Annotated in this window: 22 protein-coding genes; 10 read left to right on the forward strand and 12 right to left on the reverse strand. The window is 40.3% G+C overall.

All coding sequences use genetic code 11. From position 1 onward, the window contains the following. The first annotated feature begins 9 nt into the window (after positions 1 to 9). The 5 genes from groL to HII17_RS09395 all read left to right on the forward strand — a co-directional run bounded on the left by groL (position 10) and on the right by HII17_RS09395 (position 4180). Positions 10 to 1659 (forward strand): chaperonin GroEL, encoded by a 1650-nt coding sequence (gene groL, locus HII17_RS09375; RefSeq protein WP_169075118.1) that lies wholly within the window; start codon positions 10 to 12, stop codon positions 1657 to 1659. Between the two features lie 310 nt (positions 1660 to 1969). Then, positions 1970 to 2530: a DUF4136 domain-containing protein gene (locus tag HII17_RS09380; protein WP_169075119.1), complete on the forward strand. Its 561-nt coding sequence runs from the start codon at positions 1970 to 1972 to the stop codon at positions 2528 to 2530. A 29-nt stretch (positions 2531 to 2559) separates the two neighbouring features. Continuing rightward, positions 2560 to 3075, forward strand: a complete 516-nt coding sequence (locus HII17_RS09385; protein WP_169075120.1) for a DUF3016 domain-containing protein — start codon at positions 2560 to 2562, stop codon at positions 3073 to 3075. Positions 3076 to 3154: 79 nt separating this feature from the next. Further along, a complete protein-coding gene (locus HII17_RS09390) occupies positions 3155 to 3655 on the forward strand; it encodes a DUF3016 domain-containing protein (protein WP_169075121.1) in 501 nt (166 codons plus the stop codon). A gap of 18 nt (positions 3656 to 3673) precedes the next feature. Further along, positions 3674 to 4180 (forward strand): DUF3016 domain-containing protein, encoded by a 507-nt coding sequence (locus HII17_RS09395; protein WP_169075122.1) that lies wholly within the window; start codon positions 3674 to 3676, stop codon positions 4178 to 4180. Positions 4181 to 4245: 65 nt separating this feature from the next. Here the strand turns inward: HII17_RS09395 and HII17_RS09400 are convergent, their stop codons facing one another. The 11 genes from HII17_RS09400 to epmB all read right to left on the reverse strand — a co-directional run bounded on the left by HII17_RS09400 (position 4246) and on the right by epmB (position 13203). Further along, positions 4246 to 4551: a hypothetical protein gene (locus HII17_RS09400; protein ID WP_169075123.1), complete on the reverse strand. Its 306-nt coding sequence runs from the start codon at positions 4549 to 4551 to the stop codon at positions 4246 to 4248. A 165-nt stretch (positions 4552 to 4716) separates the two neighbouring features. Next, positions 4717 to 6360 carry a nitrite reductase gene (locus tag HII17_RS09405; RefSeq protein WP_169075124.1) on the reverse strand — a complete coding sequence of 548 codons (1644 nt, stop codon included), beginning with the start codon at positions 6358 to 6360 and terminating at the stop codon, positions 4717 to 4719. Continuing rightward, entirely contained in the window at positions 6360 to 7205 is an 846-nt protein-coding gene (gene cobA, locus HII17_RS09410) for a uroporphyrinogen-III C-methyltransferase (RefSeq protein WP_169075125.1), read from the reverse strand. Before cobA ends, HII17_RS09405 begins: the two co-directional genes overlap by 1 nt. Positions 7206 to 7229: 24 nt before the next feature. After that, positions 7230 to 8426, reverse strand: coding sequence for a heme d1 biosynthesis radical SAM protein NirJ (nirJ, locus tag HII17_RS09415; RefSeq protein WP_169075126.1), 1197 nt, complete (start codon positions 8424 to 8426; stop codon positions 7230 to 7232). Positions 8427 to 8439: 13 nt separating this feature from the next. Continuing rightward, positions 8440 to 9000, reverse strand: coding sequence for a siroheme decarboxylase subunit beta (gene ahbB, locus HII17_RS09420; RefSeq protein WP_169075127.1), 561 nt, complete (start codon positions 8998 to 9000; stop codon positions 8440 to 8442). Beyond that, positions 8975 to 9433, reverse strand: coding sequence for an Lrp/AsnC family transcriptional regulator (locus HII17_RS09425; protein ID WP_169075128.1), 459 nt, complete (start codon positions 9431 to 9433; stop codon positions 8975 to 8977). Before HII17_RS09425 ends, ahbB (HII17_RS09420) begins: the two co-directional genes overlap by 26 nt. After that, on the reverse strand, positions 9430 to 9975 hold the full coding sequence (ahbB, locus tag HII17_RS09430; protein ID WP_169075129.1) for a siroheme decarboxylase subunit beta: 546 nt from the start codon (positions 9973 to 9975) through the stop codon (positions 9430 to 9432). Before ahbB (HII17_RS09430) ends, HII17_RS09425 begins: the two co-directional genes overlap by 4 nt. Further along, entirely contained in the window at positions 9975 to 10457 is a 483-nt protein-coding gene (locus HII17_RS09435; protein WP_211185321.1) for an Lrp/AsnC family transcriptional regulator, read from the reverse strand. The genes ahbB (HII17_RS09430) and HII17_RS09435 overlap by 1 nt, the downstream gene beginning before the upstream one ends. 2 nt (positions 10458 to 10459) lie before the next feature. Next, positions 10460 to 11695 carry a cytochrome D1 domain-containing protein gene (locus HII17_RS09440; protein WP_328824509.1) on the reverse strand — a complete coding sequence of 412 codons (1236 nt, stop codon included), beginning with the start codon at positions 11693 to 11695 and terminating at the stop codon, positions 10460 to 10462. Continuing rightward, positions 11695 to 12036 (reverse strand): c-type cytochrome, encoded by a 342-nt coding sequence (locus HII17_RS09445; protein WP_169075130.1) that lies wholly within the window; start codon positions 12034 to 12036, stop codon positions 11695 to 11697. The genes HII17_RS09440 and HII17_RS09445 overlap by 1 nt, the downstream gene beginning before the upstream one ends. Before the next feature lie 150 nt (positions 12037 to 12186). Then, on the reverse strand, positions 12187 to 13203 hold the full coding sequence (epmB, locus tag HII17_RS09450) for an EF-P beta-lysylation protein EpmB (RefSeq protein ID WP_169075131.1): 1017 nt from the start codon (positions 13201 to 13203) through the stop codon (positions 12187 to 12189). Between the two features lie 37 nt (positions 13204 to 13240). Between epmB and efp the strand changes: the two genes are divergently transcribed. Next, complete coding sequence (efp, locus tag HII17_RS09455; protein ID WP_169075132.1) at positions 13241 to 13810, forward strand: elongation factor P; 570 nt, start codon at positions 13241 to 13243, stop codon at positions 13808 to 13810. 52 nt (positions 13811 to 13862) lie between these two features. Here efp and HII17_RS09460 read toward each other — a convergent pair whose 3' ends face one another. Continuing rightward, complete coding sequence (locus HII17_RS09460; RefSeq protein ID WP_169075133.1) at positions 13863 to 14453, reverse strand: carboxymuconolactone decarboxylase family protein; 591 nt, start codon at positions 14451 to 14453, stop codon at positions 13863 to 13865. Positions 14454 to 14649: 196 nt separating this feature from the next. Between HII17_RS09460 and HII17_RS09465 the strand changes: the two genes are divergently transcribed. The 4 genes from HII17_RS09465 (at position 14650) to panP (ending at position 19040) form a co-directional block, all read left to right on the forward strand. After that, entirely contained in the window at positions 14650 to 15573 is a 924-nt protein-coding gene (locus tag HII17_RS09465) for an ABC transporter ATP-binding protein (protein ID WP_169075134.1), read from the forward strand. A gap of 12 nt (positions 15574 to 15585) precedes the next feature. Continuing rightward, positions 15586 to 16356: an ABC transporter permease gene (locus tag HII17_RS09470; RefSeq protein ID WP_169075587.1), complete on the forward strand. Its 771-nt coding sequence runs from the start codon at positions 15586 to 15588 to the stop codon at positions 16354 to 16356. Between the two features lie 10 nt (positions 16357 to 16366). After that, positions 16367 to 17062 carry a tRNA (guanine(46)-N(7))-methyltransferase TrmB gene (gene trmB / locus HII17_RS09475; RefSeq protein WP_169075135.1) on the forward strand — a complete coding sequence of 232 codons (696 nt, stop codon included), beginning with the start codon at positions 16367 to 16369 and terminating at the stop codon, positions 17060 to 17062. Between the two features lie 343 nt (positions 17063 to 17405). After that, the gene (panP, locus tag HII17_RS09480; protein ID WP_169075136.1) at positions 17406 to 19040 is read left to right on the forward strand and encodes a pyridoxal-dependent aspartate 1-decarboxylase PanP; all 1635 of its coding nucleotides are present in this window, start codon (positions 17406 to 17408) and stop codon (positions 19038 to 19040) included. Positions 19041 to 19092 lie beyond the last annotated feature (52 nt).

Here is a 19092-nt window from a genome sequence, read left to right on the forward strand (position 1 = left end):
TTTAGAACAATGGCAAAAGACGTTTTATTCGGAAATGATGCTCGCGTAAAAATGCTTCAAGGTGTGAACATTTTAGCTGACGCAGTAAAAGTAACATTAGGCCCTAAAGGTCGTAACGTAGTGTTAGATAAATCATTCGGTGGCCCAGCTATCACTAAAGATGGTGTTTCAGTAGCGAAAGAAATCGAACTTGAAGACAAGTTTGAAAACATGGGCGCACAAATGGTCAAAGAAGTTGCTTCTAAAGCCAATGACGAAGCAGGTGACGGTACAACTACTGCAACAGTTTTAGCACAAGCTATCGTAAATGAAGGTTTAAAATCAATTGCCGCGGGCATGAACCCAATGGATCTTAAGCGTGGTATCGACAAAGCAGTAGTTGCTGCTGTTGAAGAGCTTAAGGGTTTATCACAAGAATGTTCAGATACAAAAGCAATTGAGCAAGTTGGTACTATCTCGGCTAACTCTGACGAAACTGTAGGTCAAATCATCGCAACAGCAATGGAGCGTGTTGGTACTGAAGGTGTTATTACTGTTGAAGAAGGCCAAGCGTTAACAGACGAATTAGACGTAGTTGAAGGTATGCAGTTTGACCGTGGTTACTTATCACCATACTTCATGACTAATCAAGAAAACGGTACGGTTGAATTAGAAAATCCATTCATTTTGCTTGTAGACAAGAAAGTATCGAACATCCGTGAACTTCTAACAACTTTAGAAGGTGTAGCTAAAGCAGGTAAGCCATTACTTATCATTGCTGAAGATGTTGAAGGTGAAGCACTTGCAACATTAGTAGTTAACAACATGCGTGGTATCGTGAAAGTTGCTGCTGTAAAAGCACCTGGTTTCGGTGACCGTCGCAAAGCAATGTTACAAGATATCGCTACCCTAACTGCTGGTACTGTGATTTCTGAAGAAATCGGTATGGAATTAGAGAAAGCGACTTTAGAAGATTTAGGTCAAGCGAAACGTGTTGTTATCTCTAAAGACAATACAACTATTATCGACGGTATCGGTGAAGAAGCTGACATTCAAGCACGTGTTTCGCAAATTCGTGGTCAAATTGAAGAAACATCTTCAGACTACGATAAAGAAAAACTTCAAGAACGTTTAGCTAAATTAGCTGGCGGTGTTGCAGTAATCAAAATTGGCGCCGCAACAGAAGTTGAAATGAAAGAGAAAAAAGACCGTGTAGAAGATGCATTACATGCAACTCGCGCAGCGGTTGAAGAAGGTGTTGTTGCCGGTGGTGGTGTAGCATTAGTTCGCGCGGCTGCCGCGATTAAGAGCCTTGAAGGTGTTAACGAAGACCAAACTCACGGTATTAATGTTGCGATTCGTGCAATGGAAGCACCTTTACGTCAAATCGCGACTAACTCAGGTGATGAAGCGTCAGTAGTACTTAACGAAGTACGTAACGGTGAAGCTAACTACGGTTACAATGCTGGTAACAGCACGTACGGTGACATGCTTGAAATGGGTATTCTTGACCCAACTAAAGTGACTCGTAGCGCGTTACAATTTGCAGCGTCAGTGGCAGGCTTAATGCTTACTACAGAAGCGATGATCACAGACAAGCCAGCAGACGCATCTGCTGCACCTGCAATGCCTGATATGGGCGGCATGGGTGGTATGGGTGGCATGCCTGGTATGATGTAGTATTGTTTGATTAAGTGATTTACTTCGTTATAGCCTTAAAACGCTTCGAATTAAATTACTTTCTCAGTGTAATATTTGCATATATCTAAGTTAAGAAAAGCCAGCATTTGCTGGCTTTTTTATTTAATGGAATCTGAAAATAAATAGATTATTCAAAAAATCACCTTACCTTCTACACATTATTTATCGTGAATCTGTTTTTCCTGAATTCTGTACATAATGTTGCAAAAATTATGTGTATTATCCAATAGTTATTAGTACAATTGACTTACTTATTCAGTTGTAACGATTACGTTATCAGGAAGATAGGATGAAGAAGTTAAAGTTAGCAGTTTCGACACTATTGATTATGATATTGGCTGGCTGTGTACAAATGCCAGTTACAGAGGCTAATCGAGAGTCTCAGTTATCGATATCGAGTGTTCGCGATAAGCCTACCAGCTATAGTAAGGGAAGTACGTTCACAATCTTGCCCAAGTTTATTGAAAGCTCAACTTTCTCTAATTCACAAGTGCAAGGAATATACTCGTTATACGAACAAAACATTAAACAGCAACTAATCGATGCAGGTTACCAAATTGCAGACTCTGGCAAAGGCGATTTCGAAGTAGGGTTTGCAATTGCGCTAGAGAAAGACGTAAGCGATCAGCTTCTTAGCGAAAAGTTTGGTATCTCACCAGGGTTGCATGTAACTGAAAACATGGAAAAAGGTAGTTTTCTTATCTATATTGAAGATACTGCTACAAAGCAAAGAGTATGGCGTGGTGCGGTTCAAGGCTTTGTGCATGATGAACTTACCGCAGAAAAGCGCGAGCAACGAACTAGTCATATTGTGAACGCGATCGTTTCACAATTTTTTAACGCTGGTTAACATTTTAGATCAGTTTTTTATTTATAAATATGATGAAATTAATTAGAAATATTTTTACAGCGTTGCTATTTACTACTTTTGTTAATTACGGAAGTTTAGCACAAGCAGCAACAGTGGAAATTGAGTGGCTAGAGCCAGACAGTTATCGTGACCTACACCCAGGTGGAAATGCACGAGAAAAATTTCGAGAAAACGTTTTTGCAGAATTAGAACAAACGTTTAATGATTTGGTGACAGAGTTGCCAAACGACCAGGTTATGAAAATTGTCGTTAGAGATATAGATTTAGCTGGTTATGTAAATACTGAAAGTAAAACGCGCCGTAAGCGTTTTATCTCGGCTAAATATTTTCCGAGAATAAAGTTTACTTATAAGTTGTTTGATGCCGCAGGAAGTGTAATAAAAGCAGGTGGTGTAAACTTGAAAAAACCTGACTTTATTCAAACGGCAAAAGACAGCTACAAAGATACCGTTTTTGGCTATGAAAAACAGATGATAGATGAGTGGTTTGCCTTTACCTTTGCGCCAAGAGAGCAAGAAGAGTAGAAAAATAAAAGCCGCTGAACTAGCGGCTTTTTTATTGGTCGAAACTGGAAGGGTTTGAAATTAAATAGGAGAGAAGGCGATGAAAACACATACCTCAATTGCAGCAGTCTTGCTATCGTTTCTTGCGCTAGGCCAAGTTAATGCTATGCCTGTTGATATTAGTTGGTCTGATGCAGATAAGTATCGAGATCTACGCTCTGTAACAGAGACTCGAGCTTCTTTTCAGCAGCGATTTTATAAAGAGATCAGTAAACACTTGAATGAATTAAGTCAAAGCTTACCACACGACTATAAAATGTCGATTGATGTGACCAATGTAGACTTAGCTGGTCGAATTCAACTTGTTAAAGGTCAGCAAATTCGAGTAGTAAAAGACATGTACTATCCAAACATGGCATTTAAATATAAATTGCTTGATAAAAGTGGACAACTTGTAGCGAGTGAAGACGTTCAGGTAAAAGGTACTAATTTTTTACTAAATTCTAATAGCAGAATGAGAAATGAAGCATTTCCTCATGAAAAGAAAATGCTAACAGAGTGGTTTAAAAAAGAGTTTACTCAAGTTATTGAAAAGAAATAGCTAACAGGAGTGCATATTATGAAATTAAATAAGCTATTAAAATTATTCACATCATTGTCGTTAGTGTTCGCTACTGCTGCATATGCAGGTAATGCAGAGGTTAATTGGACCAACCCTGATGATTATCGTGATATCCGTCCAGCGAACCAATCCAAAAAGCGCTTTCATGAAAAAACATTTGAGGAATTCGAAGAGTTTTTTACTGAGCTTGCAGGTAAGTTGCCAGAAGGCTATCAACTAAAGTTAAATGTAACGGACGTTGATTTAGCCGGTAATGTTGAATTTGGTCGTACGCAGCCGATACGCATTGTTCGTCAACTGTTCTTCCCTAGAATGGACTTTGACTATCAATTACTTGATGCGAATAACCAAGTGCTTATGGCAGAAAATGTTGAGTTAAAAGATATGAATTTTTTAAATAACATTAGAACACGCACGAGTACCGAAAGCTTAGGGTATGAAAAGGTGATGTTAGAGAAGTGGTTTAATCAAACGATGAAAGAACATCTAGTAAAAGAAAAGTAGCAAAAAAGACAAGTCGTGAAATAAAAAAGGCAGCTTAGCTGCCTTTTTTATTGATTAAATGCAGGTTACTCAACGTAACTTTTTTCAAAGTTACTAAGTACAGTAAATAACTGTTCTATTTTTTTGACTAACTCTACAAGGAGTTTTTGGCTCTGAGATTGCTGCCATTTAAGCAAGTCGTCGGCAACTTCTTCTACATAGGGTTGAAATGTATTCGCACTGCAGTTAAAGCCCGCATCATTTTTGAATATTGCCGCAAAACCTGCTTTTTTCTCTTCTCGAAGCGCCGCTAAGGTCGCGTCCGCAGATAAAGATTTTTTCAAGATAATAGAAATGTTATCGATAAGTTGTTGATTTACAGAGTCAGACATGATGTTTTGCTAGATAAGGTTTAAAACAGACCTATTATCGCAAATTACTTGCCGGTTTAGCCAGTATAAATTTAGGCATGGTTAGTGAGGTTAGTGTTTAATAGCAAAGCAGCTTAGGCTGAGTAAGTTTTACCCAGCCTATTGACGGTGTGAACTCGTTAAAAGCTAGTGACTAGTACCACGTTCGTAGTTGATCTTGTTATAAACGTTATACTTACCAGATGGTTTTTTCATTGGCAGTCGTTTGATTTCTTCAAAGGTATTTGCGTCATAAACGATTACCGCACCATCTTCGTCCCAGATACTTAGCAATACATATTTACCGTCTTTAGTAAATTCAACGTGAGCTGCTGTTTTCCCCTTTGCAGGTGCGAGCGTCTTAACTATCTCTAAGGTCGACTTATCAATGATGTGAACCTTTTCTTTGTTTGGGCCAAAGAACACATCCACCCACGCATACGGTGACTTGCTATGGCTGCGCATAAAGAAACCAGGACCTTCGGTTTTGATTTCTTTAATAACTTCCCAAGACTCCATATCAATAACCGAAACTAAACCATCTTTGATATTTGGCGAGGCCAATACTTGACGACCCTTGTAATCCCACGTAATACCTGAACCTAAGTGTGGCATGCCTTCCATATCGATGGTCGCAACTTTTTTGCGGGCATCCAAATTAATCACCTGACCATTTTGGCTGTCACGAGAGGCACCAATTAAATTGATGTAATCTGGATCGAAGAAGAAGTCGTCTAAGTAGTCTTCTGTAGTAATGCGCCTAATTGGGAAAGCGTCTGCTGCTTTCCAATTTTCAACTGCACCTTCACCTACATCTTTACGGTGATCATGCGCCCAGCCCTTAAGTACCTCAACACCACCTTTATCGCTATATGGTATTTCCCAAACTTCTTTAACGTCTTTTAAGGCAACGATAAAGCTATGCCTAGGTGGAGCGTTATAAACAGCACTTACACGAGAGCTAACGCCATTTTTGTCTATCGCATCAACCATTTTGATTGGCTCTAAAGTTTCAGTATCAAGAATGACAATGTTATGTGGCAGGTAGTTACCCACAATCGCATATTTACCATCTGAAGAAATTGCTAAATTACGGGTATTGATACCTGCACGAACTTCTGCAATTACTTTAAGGTTATAAATATCGTATTTGGTTACCCAGCCATCACGTGATGCAAAGTAAACGTAGCGGCCATCAGGCGAATACTTTGGGCCGCCGTGCAGTGCAAAGCGAGTTTTAAATCGAGTAATTGGTTCGAAGGTATCTCCGTTTAGTAAAGTTGCAGAATGATCTGCTAACTCGACAACAATAAATAAATTCATTAGATCAGCATCAAATACCGGCTTATCACCTAACGAGCCTGGCAAGTGATTAACGATATGACTACCTTTTACGTCAGCTAAATCCCACTGTGGTTTGATTTTGGCTGGCGTATAAATGAAATCAGCAAGTGTATTGATTTCATTGTCGGAAAGGGTGGAGGCAAAGGCTGGCATCTGAGTTGCCGGTCTTCCCTGTCTGATAACAGTCAGCGCACGACGTTTTTTCAATCGAGACAGGTTTTCTGGGAACAAAGCTGGGCCCATGCCTCCGAGACGGTTAATTCCATGACAAGACTGACAGTGCTGGTCATAGAGTTTTTGTGCCGTTGGAGTTGTATCTTCTGCAGCTTGCGCTGCGCCATAAAATGACAAGCTAGCGAAAATACTGATACAAAATTTACTAAACTTACTACAAGTTAAAGCGCGAAAATTTTTATTTAAACGTTCACGCGGTACGTTGTTATTCATTACGCCACACCACTTGATTCTTTTGATTCGCTTTCCGAGTTATCTGCGACTAGATACCCATTAGTAGCCACATTTTTTTCATCAAAAATATCAACAACATGACCAATAACAATAAGTGTTGGCGGAGTAATTTTATACTTCTCTACCATTTCAGGTAACGTCGCCAAGGTGCCGCGATAAACTTCCTGATCAGGTCGGGTACCTTTGCGAATTAATGCTGCTGGAGTATTGGCATCACGGCCATGCTTTATGAGTTCTTCAGTAATAACAGGCAACGTATTAATACCCATATAAAATACCAAGGTTTGCGTTTGTGCGACTAAACTCTGCCAAGGTAAGTTCAGTTGGCCGTCATTTTGCAAATGACCGGTGATGAAGGTACAACCTTGAGCAATACCTCGGTGCGTTAACGGGATACCTGCGTAAGTTGTGCAACCAGAAGCAGACGTTATGCCTGGAGCTACATGGCAGCTAACACCAGCTGCTAGAAGTACCTCTACTTCTTCACCGCCACGGCCAAATACGAATGGGTCACCACCTTTTAAACGAAGCACTCGTTTGCCTAACTTGGCTTGGTCGACCAGCATTTGATTAATACCATCTTGCGGAACGCAATGTTTCGCTTGCTCTTTACCTACGTAATATTTTTCACATTTTTCTGGTAACATCGCCATAATTTCATCACTGACTAGGCGGTCATAAATAACGACTTCTGCTTGCTGAATAAAACGGAATGCTTTTAGTGTTAATAATTCTGGATCACCAGGACCTGAACCTACCAGTGCCACCTCTCCCGGCTGCAATTGGCTACGACTTTGTATTTCATTATTGTTAAAAACTTTCATAATTTTGTGCCCTTTAAATTGCAGCTACAGCTGAACAACCGGAATGTCCTCTGTTTTTATTTGTTCTGTTGCTAATCCAATTTCGTCATCGTTAAGGTAACAGCCTGGATCCTCTGCCCATGCATCACCAGTTTGCGCAAATGCACGCGTTCGAGTATTACCGCCACAAATGGCTAAATGCTTACACGATTTGCAGCGACCTTTGACTGGACGAGGTGTCTGGCGGAATCCTTGCATTAATGGATCTGCAGAGTCTCGCCAAATTTCAGAAAATTTTTCGGTTTTTACATTACCTAAGCTGTGATTCCACCAATAAGTATCTGGATGAATGGTACCGGTATTGTCGATGTTTGCGACGTTTACACCGGAGGCATTGCCGCCCCAATTGACTAAATGTTGTTCGAGATTTTTAACGCGAATAGGGTGCTTGTCACCAAAACGTTTTGCTGCCCATTGCAGCATAAACGGGCCGTCGGCGTCGTTATTACCGGTTACAAAATCAGATTCACGACCATCACAAATATGTTGCCAAGCTCGTTCAAATAATAATTCCATGGCTTGTTTGGTCATATTAAACATAGCATCGCGTTCAGCATTTCGTTTGCCACGACCTGAATAATTTAGATGTGATAAATAGAACTTATCGACATTATATTCATCCATTAGGTCTAACATCGCTGGTAAGTCTTGGAAATTATCTTGGGTTAAACAAAGTCGCATACCAACCTTAATACCCGCGTCTTTACAAAGCTTAATGGCGTGCATTGATTGCTTAAAACTACCTTCTACACGTCTGAATTTATCGTGAAACTCTTCCAAACCATCGATACTGATACCAACGTATTGGTAGTCAGCAGCTTTAATTTTCTCGATATTTTCTTCGTTGATTAATGTGCCATTAGTCGACAAGGCCACATAGAAACCTTTTGCTTTTGCATAGGCGGTTATTTCATAGATATCTGGGCGCAATAGAGGCTCGCCACCCGATAAAATAAGTACTGGAACTTGAGCTACTTTCAAATCATCAATGGTTGCTTTGATTTGTTCGGTTGATAATTCATTGTCAAAGTCAATATCCAACGACGTTGAATAGCAGTGACGACAGGCTAAATTGCAGCGACGAATTAAATTCCAAATCACTACTGGACCTGGCATTTTCCTGCTCTTGCCTGGTGGAGTATCGTGCTGCATTGTTTTGAGTAACTGTGAAATTCTAAACATTTCGTTTCCCTCACTAAGCTTCTGACTTGCGAGATTTACCTAAACGTAATCCCGTCTTCTTTAGTATTTTGCTGCTTGTCAGCATGTCGTCAGATTTGTTGTTATGAGTTTGCAACACTGGCTGCAAAATTTGTTTGATCTGACTTCGAAATTGTTCAATTTCTTCGGCACTTTTTCCGTGTACCATGGCAAATAAATTGTAATTCCAGTCAGGTAGGTGTCTTGGTCGTAAGTAGCAATGGCTGACAAAAGGCAAGTTACCAATTTTTTTCCCCATTTCACTGGCAACTTCGTCAGCGACATCCCAAACCGTCATACCATTAAATGTGTAACCTAGTTTGTAATGTTGCGGTACTGCAGCAACGCGGCGGATGATGCCTCGGGCTAATAAACTTTCAGTCATTGCAATAGTATCTGATTCACTAATGCCAAGCTCTTCTGCCACCGCTTTATAAGGTGATGCCACTAAAGGCAGCCCTTTTTGCGTGAGCAAGATGTACTGGCGTTCAAGCGTGGTAATTGTCTGGCTTTCTTGTGTTGAAGTTTGCTCAGACTGGCAGGTAGAGACCGACATAAAACTCCTCCTGTTTTGGCATGTTATGCACTTTTAAGCCTGATTGCTTTTCAATGTTTGCGATAACTTCATGGATTTCTTCAGGGGTTTCTGTCCCAATAACAAACCACATGTTAAGAAGATGTTCGCGTTTGTAGTTATGAGCGACTTGCTCGAAGCTGTTAACAATTTCAGTAACTTCATCAAACCTTGATTCGGGTACCTCGATTGCAGCTAGAGTAAACGCACCGCCTAAACATGCGGCATCAAACATTGGCCCGAACCGGGTTAAATAACCGGTTTCTTTCATGGTTTGAATACGATTTAGCACTTCTTCTTCTGTTGAGCCAAATTGCTCTGCCAACGCCAGGAATGGGCGCTCACACAGAGGTAGTGATTTTTGTAAGCTGTTCATCAATTGACGATCAAGCTGATCAAAGGGTAATTCGCTCATTTCGCCTCCTTTAAAGTGCGTTTCGCATAGCGAGCGCCATTTTGTTTGTAGGCTTTGGTACTAAAGAGCACATCCTTTTCAATATGAGTAAGTGATAACTCTTGGCAAATTGCTTCAAGGCTTGCCAATACCTTTTCTCGGCATTGGCCGTGAATCATGCAAAATAAGTTGTAAGGCCAGCCAGGTAACACTCTTGGTCGGCGGTAGCAAAGTGTTACGCAAGACTGTTTAGCAAGTTTTGCTGCCACATCTTCAACTAACTCGTCTGGAATATTCCAAACCACCATAGCGTTTGCAATAAAGCCGAGTTTTCTATGCTTTACAACTAAACCGAAACGCTTAATTAACCCTTGTTCTTGCCAGCTATTAACGGCATCTATAACTTCTTGCTCAGTTAAATTAACCAAGTCAGCAAGTTGCTGAAAAGGTTTACTTGATAGTGGAATACCCGTTTCAATTAGCGCCAATAGTTGTTGATAACTGTGTTCTTTATCAGCTATGGTTTGCGTGTCAGGCACTGTTCTTTGTGCTAATGCAGTCATTAGTTCAATGCCTTTCGTGGTTGCTCAAAGTTAATATCAAACGATAAATCGATGTGATATGCCGCTTCCATTGGTAACACTAAAACTGGGTAACCTGATGCGTCTTCAATCGCGCTGATAGCTTGATCGAGTAGTGGTTGATTTGCCGCCGTTACGACAAACCATAAATTGTAACTATGTTCACGTGCATAGTTATGGTTAACTTGCTCAAATTGGTTGACGATTTCAGCGATCTCGTCAATTTTATCTTCTGGAACAGCTAGTGCAGCTAAGGTACTTGCTCCAGCTTTTTTATGGTCAAATACAGGACCAATTCGTGAAATTACATCTTGCTCGGAAAGTAAGGCTAAGCAGTCCATTACTTCTTGTTCTGAGCAATCAAATTGTTCAGCCATCGCCAAATAAGGTTGGCTAGTTAATGGAAATTGTTTTTGATATTGGTTGATTAGCTTTTTCGCTAATTCAGGCAAATGAATAGTCATGATTAAAGTCCTATTTGATGTGCACGATTAGTGAAAAATATACCGCTGGGGCTTTCAGCCTCTAACAGCTTAACTAGCTTCTTGGATAAGGTATCGTAGATATGGATTTCATTTTTATCTCGCACTGACATCCACACTTGCTCACCGCGTGGCGTAAATTCCATATGTAATACACCTGGGCCTGGTTTTAATGTGTCAGTCAGTGAAATGGAATCGGTATCAATTACTTGAATAGTATCGTTGCGAGGGAATGCAAAGTTTACCCAAACTTGACGATTATCTGGCTGAGCCATAACAAATACTGGTTGGCCATGTACAGGAATCTCTGTTACTTGTTTCCACGTTTTAGTGTTTACCACAAGTACTTTGTGTTGACCTACGGCAGGTACAAATGCGTTGTCACCTGCAATTGCCCAACCTTCAAGGTGAGGCATTTTATATACAGGTAACTTCTTATCGCCTTTGCCATAGTTAGGCAAAATGCGTTGTACACCTTTTTCCATGTGCCATAAGTCTAGAAGCGCCATGCCATCTTCACCAAATAATCCGGCGATATAGTAACGGCCGTCAGGGCTCATTAATGCATCATAAGGAAAAAGGCCAATGTCTTTGAATTTGCTGACTTGATAATCAGGTTTCGAGAAGTCTAGTACCCAAATTTCATGGCTATCAAATAAACTTACAACAAACTTGTTTCCGGGTGCGTCAACGAGGCCAACTGTTTTAGACCGTTGCATTGAACCATCTTTATTACGAGGTTTAGTACTAAGCTCTGTTGCCGGAATATCGGCAACGAGTTCAAGAGTTTCAGCATTAAAAACTTTTACGCCACCTGGTGTGTAGTTTGATACGGCTACTAACTTTCCATCTTGGCTAATCGCGCCACCAATACTGTTGCCCGACTGTATAACTCTACCAGCGATGCTGTCGGTTAATAAGTCAACCTTAGTTAAGCCTCCGTCGCGACCAAAAACATAAGCAAAGCGTTGATCTCTAGAGTACACAATAGAGGCGTGTGACAAATCACCCAAACCATCAATTTGTGCCAAGGACGTTTTTGACGTGTGATTAACGATTTGTACTTGGCCAGTCGCTCGTTCAATTACAACACCTAAATCACCAGTAGGTCGAAGTTCTACTTTACTGGCTAGCTGATGTGTCATTGAACAAGCAGTTAATAATGACAACGCTGCAACTGACAACGTACTTTTTACTAATTTCGCCATAAAATTTGACATTATTTAACTCCTTTGACGAGCTGTTTGGTGATCCATTTAGCTTCTTGTTCAGTTAATATTTCTTTCCATGGAGGCATAGCAGTACCGGGACGGCCATACATAATGGTATTGGTAAGGAATAAAGCAGGTTTGCCTTCTAGGTTTTCAGGCAGCAGTGCAGGCCCAAGCCCCCCTTTTAATGTCATACCATGGCAGGAACCACAGTCTTGCTTGAGCAAGTGCATTAGCTGAGCTTGTCGTGCTTTTGTTAGGTTTTCTGTTTGCTTAGCATCTGCCGAAAAAGTGGCACTGTTAAGCAGCAGGGCAACTAGCCCCGCAAATGTAATATGTTTCATTGTCATGCGCTTTCATTGTCCTAATGAACAAATCTGGCACTAATGTAACAGCAATGTTTGAGTGAAAGTTTTGCGCAAGATCACAATTTGAAACGGAATCACTAAAAAACGTAAATATGCTGTTCTTGATCAAAAAACGATGTTTTTTTGTACGAATTATTCGAGATTTATCGGTGTTTTATTGGGTTGGCCAGCTATTTCTCGAACTAATTTTGGCATTAAAAAGCCGGGTAAAATGGTCATTAATTCATTAACGAGTGAAACTGCTTGTTGTTCATCTACTTCAAAATGGGCTGCACCTTGTACTTTGTCTAGCAAGTGCAAATAGTAGGGCTGAATGCCAATATCAAATATGTTTTCACAAAGGCTAGCGAGTGTTTCTGCATTATCATTTACGCCTTTTAACAAAACGCTTTGGTTAAACATTGCTATACGCTTATTCGCTAGTTTTTCAATAGCTTGACTAACATGCCCATCTATTTCTTGTGAGTGATTTATGTGGAAAACAATCGCACATTTAAGTCGAGAGTTTGCTAGAAGCTCAACAAATTGATTGGTAATTCGACTTGGAATAACAATAGGCAGGCGAGTATGAATTCGTAGTCGCTTTACGTGCTCTATTGCTTCTATTTCATTAACTAGCCAAGTTAGGTGCTGATCATTAGCCATTAGCGGGTCACCACCGCTAAAAATCACTTCATTGATTTCACCATGCTGACGAATATAGTTAAGTGCTTCTTGCCAACGCACTTTATTTGGACTGTTATCTTGGTATGGAAAATGGCGACGAAAGCAATAACGACAGTTAATGGCACAACCTGCTTTTACTATCATCAAAACGCGGTGTTTGTATTTATGTAGTAAACCTTCGGCAACAGTATCGTGTTCTTCAAGCGGATCGGTGACAAAGCCTTCCATTTGGTGGAACTCTTCAGCAAAAGGCATTACTTGCTTTAATAACGGATCGTTAATATCGCCAGACTTTATTCTACTTATATATGGCTTAGGTACTCTCACTGGAAATAGTTTTCGTGCAGCAAAGTGTTTTTGATAGTGCTGAGGGTCAATTGATAACATTTGCAACAGCTGTTGAGGATCGGTAACAACGTTGGCCAACTCTTTTTGCCAAGAAGTGTGCAAATGTGATTCGATTTGAGTTATTATCTGCGGCATTTGTTATTTCAATCTCTCGAAAGTAAAGCGAGTAACTATGGCTTCTTTTAGTACCAACCAATTTAAAGCCGGTCTTAAATTAATGATCGACGGCGAACCTTGTAACATCCTTGAAAACGAAATCGTTAAACCAGGTAAAGGTCAAGCATTCAACCGCGTAAAAATCCGTAAACTAATCTCAGGTAAAGTTTTAGAGAAAACGTTCAAATCGGGTGAGTCAGTAGAAGGCGCTGATGTAATGGATTCAGAGCTAGGCTACTTATATGCCGACGGTGAATTCTGGCATTTTATGAATAATGACACCTTTGAGCAAGTTGCAGCCGATGAAAAAGCAATTGGCGATACTGCAAAATGGTTAGTTGAAGGCGATGTTTGTACGATTACGTTCTGGAATGGTAACCCAATTTCTGTAGCTCCACCTAACTTTGTTGAACTAGAAATTACAGAAACTGATCCGGGCCTTAAAGGTGATACAGCCGGAACTGGCGGCAAGCCAGCAACATTAGCGACCGGTGCGGTAATTCGCGTACCATTATTCGTTCAAATCGGCGAAGTAGTTAAGGTTGATACGCGCAGTGGAGAATACGTTTCTCGCGCAGGCAAGTAGTAACGCTAATTACGTTTGAATAATAAAAAGCTCGCTTAGGCGAGCTTTTTTGTTAAACGTGTTTACCACCTGTCCAACCGCCTTGGCTAAGTACCTCATTGCCAAGTGCTTTAGGGCTTTCTTCTAAATCGGTAGCCATGGAATCATTCCAGCGATTTAAAAATCCGTAAAGGCATACAGCACCAAGAATTTCGACAATTTGGTTTTCACTCCAATGCTGCTTCATCTCAACCATTAAAGCTTCATCAACTGCATTGGGTACAGAGCCAGCCGCTAGGGCGTAATCTAATGCAACACGTTCTGCAGGTGTATATAGGTCACTCGTTTTGTAGTCCCAAATCGCTTGAACTTTTTCGTGACTAACGCCATGAATTTCCGCTGCAATTAATGAATGGGCTTCACAATATTGGCAACCCGCTGCACGACTACAAAAATGGGCAATAAGGCGTTTGAACCCTAAATCTACTTCACTATCTTGTGACATTACAGCTTTTGTTAATTCGCCAAAGCCTTTCACAATCGCAGGTTTGCGTTGCATCGTTAGTAAGCTGTTAGGTACGAAGCCAAGGATTCTCTCGAATATCGCAAAGTCGTCGGCTAGCTCTGGTGTGGTATCAGGTGATAGTGGTTCTAAATGTGCCATAGGGCATCCTTATTGTTATTGTAAGTTTGTTCAGCTTAGTAATGACAATAAATCTAGACAAAAAATTTCACGCTTTGATGAAATTCTATTTGTAAACTTTAATTGCTACTGACTGTAAATTAATCGCAGCCAAGCTATTGAAATTATAGCGTTAGCCCACATACTAACTAACTCGGTAAAGTAAAGGTTTAACTCAATGACCCCTGCATTAGAAATCAAAGATCTACAAAAGATTTATAAAGGCGATTTTCACGCCTTAAAAGGTATTAGCTTGTCAGTTGAACAAGGTGATTTTTTTGCATTATTGGGGCCAAATGGCGCGGGAAAATCAACGACAATTGGTGTCATTACTTCTTTGGTTAATAAGACATCTGGTACGGTAAAAGTCTTTGGTCATGATATTGATAAAGCGCTAGAAACTGCGAAAAGCTTTATAGGCTTAGTGCCACAAGAATTTAATTTTAACCAGTTTGAATCGCTTACTAGAATATTGGTTAATCAAGCAGGCTATTATGGTGTAGAGCGTAATATTGCTCACAAACGTGCTGAGAAATATTTAAAGCAGCTCGACCTTTGGGAAAAGCGTGATACTCCCGCCCGTATGCTATCTGGTGGTATGAAACGACGATTAATGATCGCCAGAGCGTTAATGCATGAACCTAAGGTACTTATATTAGATGAACCAACAGCGGGTGTAGATATCGAACTTCGTCGCTCTATGTGGGAGTTTCTACGTGAACTTAACGCAGAAGGTATAACGATTATTCTAACGACTCATTACCTTGAAGAAGCAGAAATGCTGTGTCGTAATATCGCTATTATCGACAATGGGCAAATTGTTGAAAACACCAGTATGAAGCAATTGTTGGCAACCTTAGATATCGAAACGTTTATTTTGGATTTGCCCGCCAATAGTATTCAAGCAACATTGAATGATTTTAGTTATCGCCAAATTGATGATCACACCCTAGAAGTTGATGTGAAAAAGACACAAGGCCTCAATAGCGTATTTGCTCAGTTATCAGAACAAGGTGTACAAGTATTAAGTATGCGTAATAAATCAAATCGTCTGGAAGAGCTATTTGTTCGTCTGGTCGCCAATAAAGAGCCAGCGGCGTAGAGGATTAATATGATGTCTAGTACCAACTTTATTGCATTGAAAAGTATTCTTCACAAGGAAGTTCATCGCTTTATGCGTATTTGGGTGCAAACCCTAGTGCCGCCAGCGATAACAATCAGTTTATATTTTGTGATTTTTGGCTCACTTATCGGTAGTCGAATTGGCCAAATGGGCGGCTTTGATTATATGTCGTTTATTGTCCCTGGTTTGATCATGATGAGCGTTATTACTAACTCCTATTCTAATGTCGCGTCGTCTTTTTTTAGCGCCAAATGGCAACGTAATGTTGAAGAAATGCTGGTGGCCCCTGTGCCTAATTGGGTAATTGTTGCCGGTTACGTTGGTGGTGGCATGTCGCGCGGCATATTAGTTGGCTGTATTGTTACCCTCATCGCGTTATTTTTTACTGATATTCAAATTCACAATATTTGGGTAATTTTACTAACGGTGAGCTTAACATCAGCTGTTTTCGCATTGGGTGGTCTTATTAACGCGGTATTTGCTGGTAGTTTTGACGATATTTCAATTATCCCTACATTTGTTCTAACACCACTTACCTATTTAGGTGGCGTGTTTTATTCAATCAGTTTATTGCCGCCTTTTTGGCAGGGTGTTTCACAAATTAACCCAATTGTGTATATGGTTAATGCGTTCCGCTATGGCTTTTTAGGTATTTCTGATGTTGAGTTATCGACTGCTTTTACGGTATTAGGGATTTTCATCATCGGTCTTTGGGCAACGGCAATGTATTTAATTAAAAAGGGTATTGGCTTAAGAAGCTAGGTCAAACACTATGTCTGAAAATCAATTAATAACGGGTGATTCTAAAGCAATAGTAACTAACCAAGACGGTATTCATGAGAACTTAACCCAAGTTGTAGAAAAACATTTGTCACATCAATTTGAAAAACCTTACCAGCAGCATACGCTGGAGGCGTTTAAGCAACTTGATGAAAAAGTAAAAGCTTGGCAAGGTGAAGTTATATTAGATGCGTGTTGCGGTGTAGGCCAAAGCACGCGTTTATTAGCAAAAGAAAACCCGCAAGCACTAGTTATTGGTGTCGATAAATCAGCAAATCGCACGAATAGAAATGTTGAAGAGCATTTCCCTGTCGATATTAGCGGCGTTGATAACTATATTATTGTCCGAGCAAATTTGAATGACTTTTATCGCTTAGTTGAACAAGCAAAATGGCCGATCAGTAAGCATTACATTCTATACCCAAATCCGTGGCCCAAGTCTAAGCACTTACAGCGTCGATGGCATGGCGCGGCTGTTTTTCCTAGTATTATCAAAATTGGCCAGCAAATTATCTTACGTAGTAATTGGTTGCTTTATTTGGAAGAGTTTTCTGTTGCGGCAAAAATTGCAGGACGTAATGGGAATATTAACGAAGTTACACTACTGTCTGGGCAAATAGCTCTCACCCCTTTTGAAGCCAAATTTATTGCTAGTGGTCAACAATGTTGGCAACTAACGGTTGATTAATTTCAGCACTTATTAGTGAATATGACGAACTAAACATTCGTCATATTGCTCACCTTTCTGTAAATGTCTAATAAAATCAATAGCTAAGATATTTGGCCTGATCTTTGTTACATCATAATTGTATTAAGGAGAATAATTATGACTAACAATATCAAAAGAAATGTATTAACTGTGGCGATTTCAACCATCATGGTCGCGCAAGCCTCTATTATCTATATTGGCATGTAACTTTTGCTGTTGAAATTAGCCTTCGTTCAAAGAAACGAGACTTTTTATTAAAATTTGATTAAACTGCCGCATTCGTTTTGATAGCTCACTAGTAATATTTTAACAACGGTAACCTATGACGGCAGGTAAACGCGCGGCGGAAGCTTCATTAGAAACGCTTCACCGTATTTTTACAATTCCTGAAGCTCCAGACTCGACCTTAGGTCGTATAGAGAAAGAAATCTCTGAAAACTTGGCGGGCTTTCTTGGAAATCATATTGTTGCTACGGAACAGGCACTTACAGATATAGAAAAGGATTTTGCAGGCGCAGTTATACCTGAACAGCCGGCATTTGTATCTGATCATATGCATCACCTACTTGATAAGTTGGTGTCGCGCTCTGTTCATACCTCAAGCCCGAGCTTTATTGGGCATATGACCTCAGCCTTACCTTATTTTATATTGCCACTGTCAAAGCTAATGGTAGGGCTTAATCAAAACCTTGTAAAAATTGAAACTTCCAAAGCATTTACGCCGTTAGAGCGCCAAGTACTTGGCATGATGCATCGCCTTGTTTATAGCGAACATGAAGATTTTTACCAAAACTGGATGCATAGTGCCAATCACTCGTTAGGTGCTTTTTGTTCAGGTGGCACGGTCGCCAATTTAACCGCGCTTTGGGTTGCTCGCAACAATATGCTTAAAGCTGACGGTGACTTTAAAGGCGTAGCCAGAGAAGGTTTATTTAAGGCATTAAAACACTATGGCTATGAAGGTATGGCTATTTTAGTGTCTGAGCGTGGGCATTATTCACTTAAAAAATCCGCTGATGTTTTAGGTTTAGGTCAGGAAAGTGTTATTGCAATACCAACCGATGACCGCAACCGTATTGATTGCCAGAAGCTTGAAGAAAAATGCCAAGCATTAGCTAAAGACAATATTAAAGTACTTAGTATTGTTGGTGTTGCCGGTACAACAGAGACCGGTAATATTGATCCGCTTAGCGATATGGCGGACATCGCTGAAAAATACCAATGTCATTTCCATGTTGATGCAGCGTGGGGCGGTGCGACCTTATTATCCAATAAATATCGTTCACTACTTGATGGGATAGAGCGTGCAGACTCTGTTACTATCGACGCGCACAAGCAAATGTATGTACCAATGGGCGCTGGATTAGTGGTATTTAAAAACCCATCGTCAGTAGCTGCCATTGAGCACCATGCAGAATACATACTGCGCAAAGGCTCTAAAGATTTAGGTAGCCACACCCTAGAAGGTTCACGCCCTGGTATGGCGATGCTAGTGTATGCAAGTTTGCATATTATTAGCCGTCCAGGTTATGAATTACTGATTAACCAAGGTATTGATAAAGCGAAGTATTTTGCAAGCCTTATTGATCAGCATTCAGAGTTTGAATTGGTCACGCAACCAGAATTGTGTTTACTCACTTATCGCTATGTACCTTCACAAGTACAGGCATTTATGGCAACAGCTGACGTTGACACTAATCAACATATTAATCGCTTGATTGATAAGCTCACAAAGTTTATTCAGAAAAGCCAACGCGAAGCGGGTAAATCTTTCGTTTCACGTACCCGTATCGAAGTTCAAAAGTATGGCGGCGTAAAAGTACTAGTCTTTAGAGTGGTGCTAGCTAACCCATTAACTACCAATGAAATATTAGAAGATATTCTAGAAGAGCAGGTAGAACTAGCGCAAAAGAGTATTCAGTATTTACCTGAACTTATTGAAAATACTAGCTTTTAGGAAAGTCTTCGACTCCTATTAAGTAGCTAAACATTTTAACCTTGTTGTTTTT

It is taken from the genome of Thalassotalea algicola, assembly GCF_012932965.1.
Taxonomy (GTDB): domain Bacteria; phylum Pseudomonadota; class Gammaproteobacteria; order Enterobacterales; family Alteromonadaceae; genus Thalassotalea_F; species Thalassotalea_F algicola.

Coding starts and splice junctions, on each gene's coding strand:
- HII17_RS09465 (WP_169075134.1), top strand. CDS start 14,650: ATGACCCCTGCATTAGAAATCAAAGATCTACAAAAGATTTATAAAGGC.
- HII17_RS09395 (WP_169075122.1), top strand. CDS start 3,674: ATGAAATTAAATAAGCTATTAAAATTATTCACATCATTGTCGTTAGTG.
- HII17_RS09390 (WP_169075121.1), top strand. CDS start 3,155: ATGAAAACACATACCTCAATTGCAGCAGTCTTGCTATCGTTTCTTGCG.
- HII17_RS09400 (WP_169075123.1), bottom strand. CDS start 4,551: ATGTCTGACTCTGTAAATCAACAACTTATCGATAACATTTCTATTATC.
- HII17_RS09425 (WP_169075128.1), bottom strand. CDS start 9,433: ATGAGCGAATTACCCTTTGATCAGCTTGATCGTCAATTGATGAACAGC.
- HII17_RS09405 (WP_169075124.1), bottom strand. CDS start 6,360: ATGAATAACAACGTACCGCGTGAACGTTTAAATAAAAATTTTCGCGCT.
- ahbB (WP_169075129.1), bottom strand. CDS start 9,975: ATGACTGCATTAGCACAAAGAACAGTGCCTGACACGCAAACCATAGCT.
- trmB (WP_169075135.1), top strand. CDS start 16,367: ATGTCTGAAAATCAATTAATAACGGGTGATTCTAAAGCAATAGTAACT.
- panP (WP_169075136.1), top strand. CDS start 17,406: ATGACGGCAGGTAAACGCGCGGCGGAAGCTTCATTAGAAACGCTTCAC.
- HII17_RS09470 (WP_169075587.1), top strand. CDS start 15,586: ATGTCTAGTACCAACTTTATTGCATTGAAAAGTATTCTTCACAAGGAA.
- HII17_RS09380 (WP_169075119.1), top strand. CDS start 1,970: ATGAAGAAGTTAAAGTTAGCAGTTTCGACACTATTGATTATGATATTG.
- HII17_RS09460 (WP_169075133.1), bottom strand. CDS start 14,453: ATGGCACATTTAGAACCACTATCACCTGATACCACACCAGAGCTAGCC.
- groL (WP_169075118.1), top strand. CDS start 10: ATGGCAAAAGACGTTTTATTCGGAAATGATGCTCGCGTAAAAATGCTT.
- ahbB (WP_169075127.1), bottom strand. CDS start 9,000: ATGTCGGTCTCTACCTGCCAGTCTGAGCAAACTTCAACACAAGAAAGC.
- HII17_RS09435 (WP_211185321.1), bottom strand. CDS start 10,457: ATGACTATTCATTTGCCTGAATTAGCGAAAAAGCTAATCAACCAATAT.
- nirJ (WP_169075126.1), bottom strand. CDS start 8,426: ATGTTTAGAATTTCACAGTTACTCAAAACAATGCAGCACGATACTCCA.
- efp (WP_169075132.1), top strand. CDS start 13,241: ATGGCTTCTTTTAGTACCAACCAATTTAAAGCCGGTCTTAAATTAATG.
- HII17_RS09440 (WP_328824509.1), bottom strand. CDS start 11,695: ATGTCAAATTTTATGGCGAAATTAGTAAAAAGTACGTTGTCAGTTGCA.
- cobA (WP_169075125.1), bottom strand. CDS start 7,205: ATGAAAGTTTTTAACAATAATGAAATACAAAGTCGTAGCCAATTGCAG.
- HII17_RS09385 (WP_169075120.1), top strand. CDS start 2,560: ATGATGAAATTAATTAGAAATATTTTTACAGCGTTGCTATTTACTACT.
- epmB (WP_169075131.1), bottom strand. CDS start 13,203: ATGCCGCAGATAATAACTCAAATCGAATCACATTTGCACACTTCTTGG.
- HII17_RS09445 (WP_169075130.1), bottom strand. CDS start 12,036: ATGACAATGAAACATATTACATTTGCGGGGCTAGTTGCCCTGCTGCTT.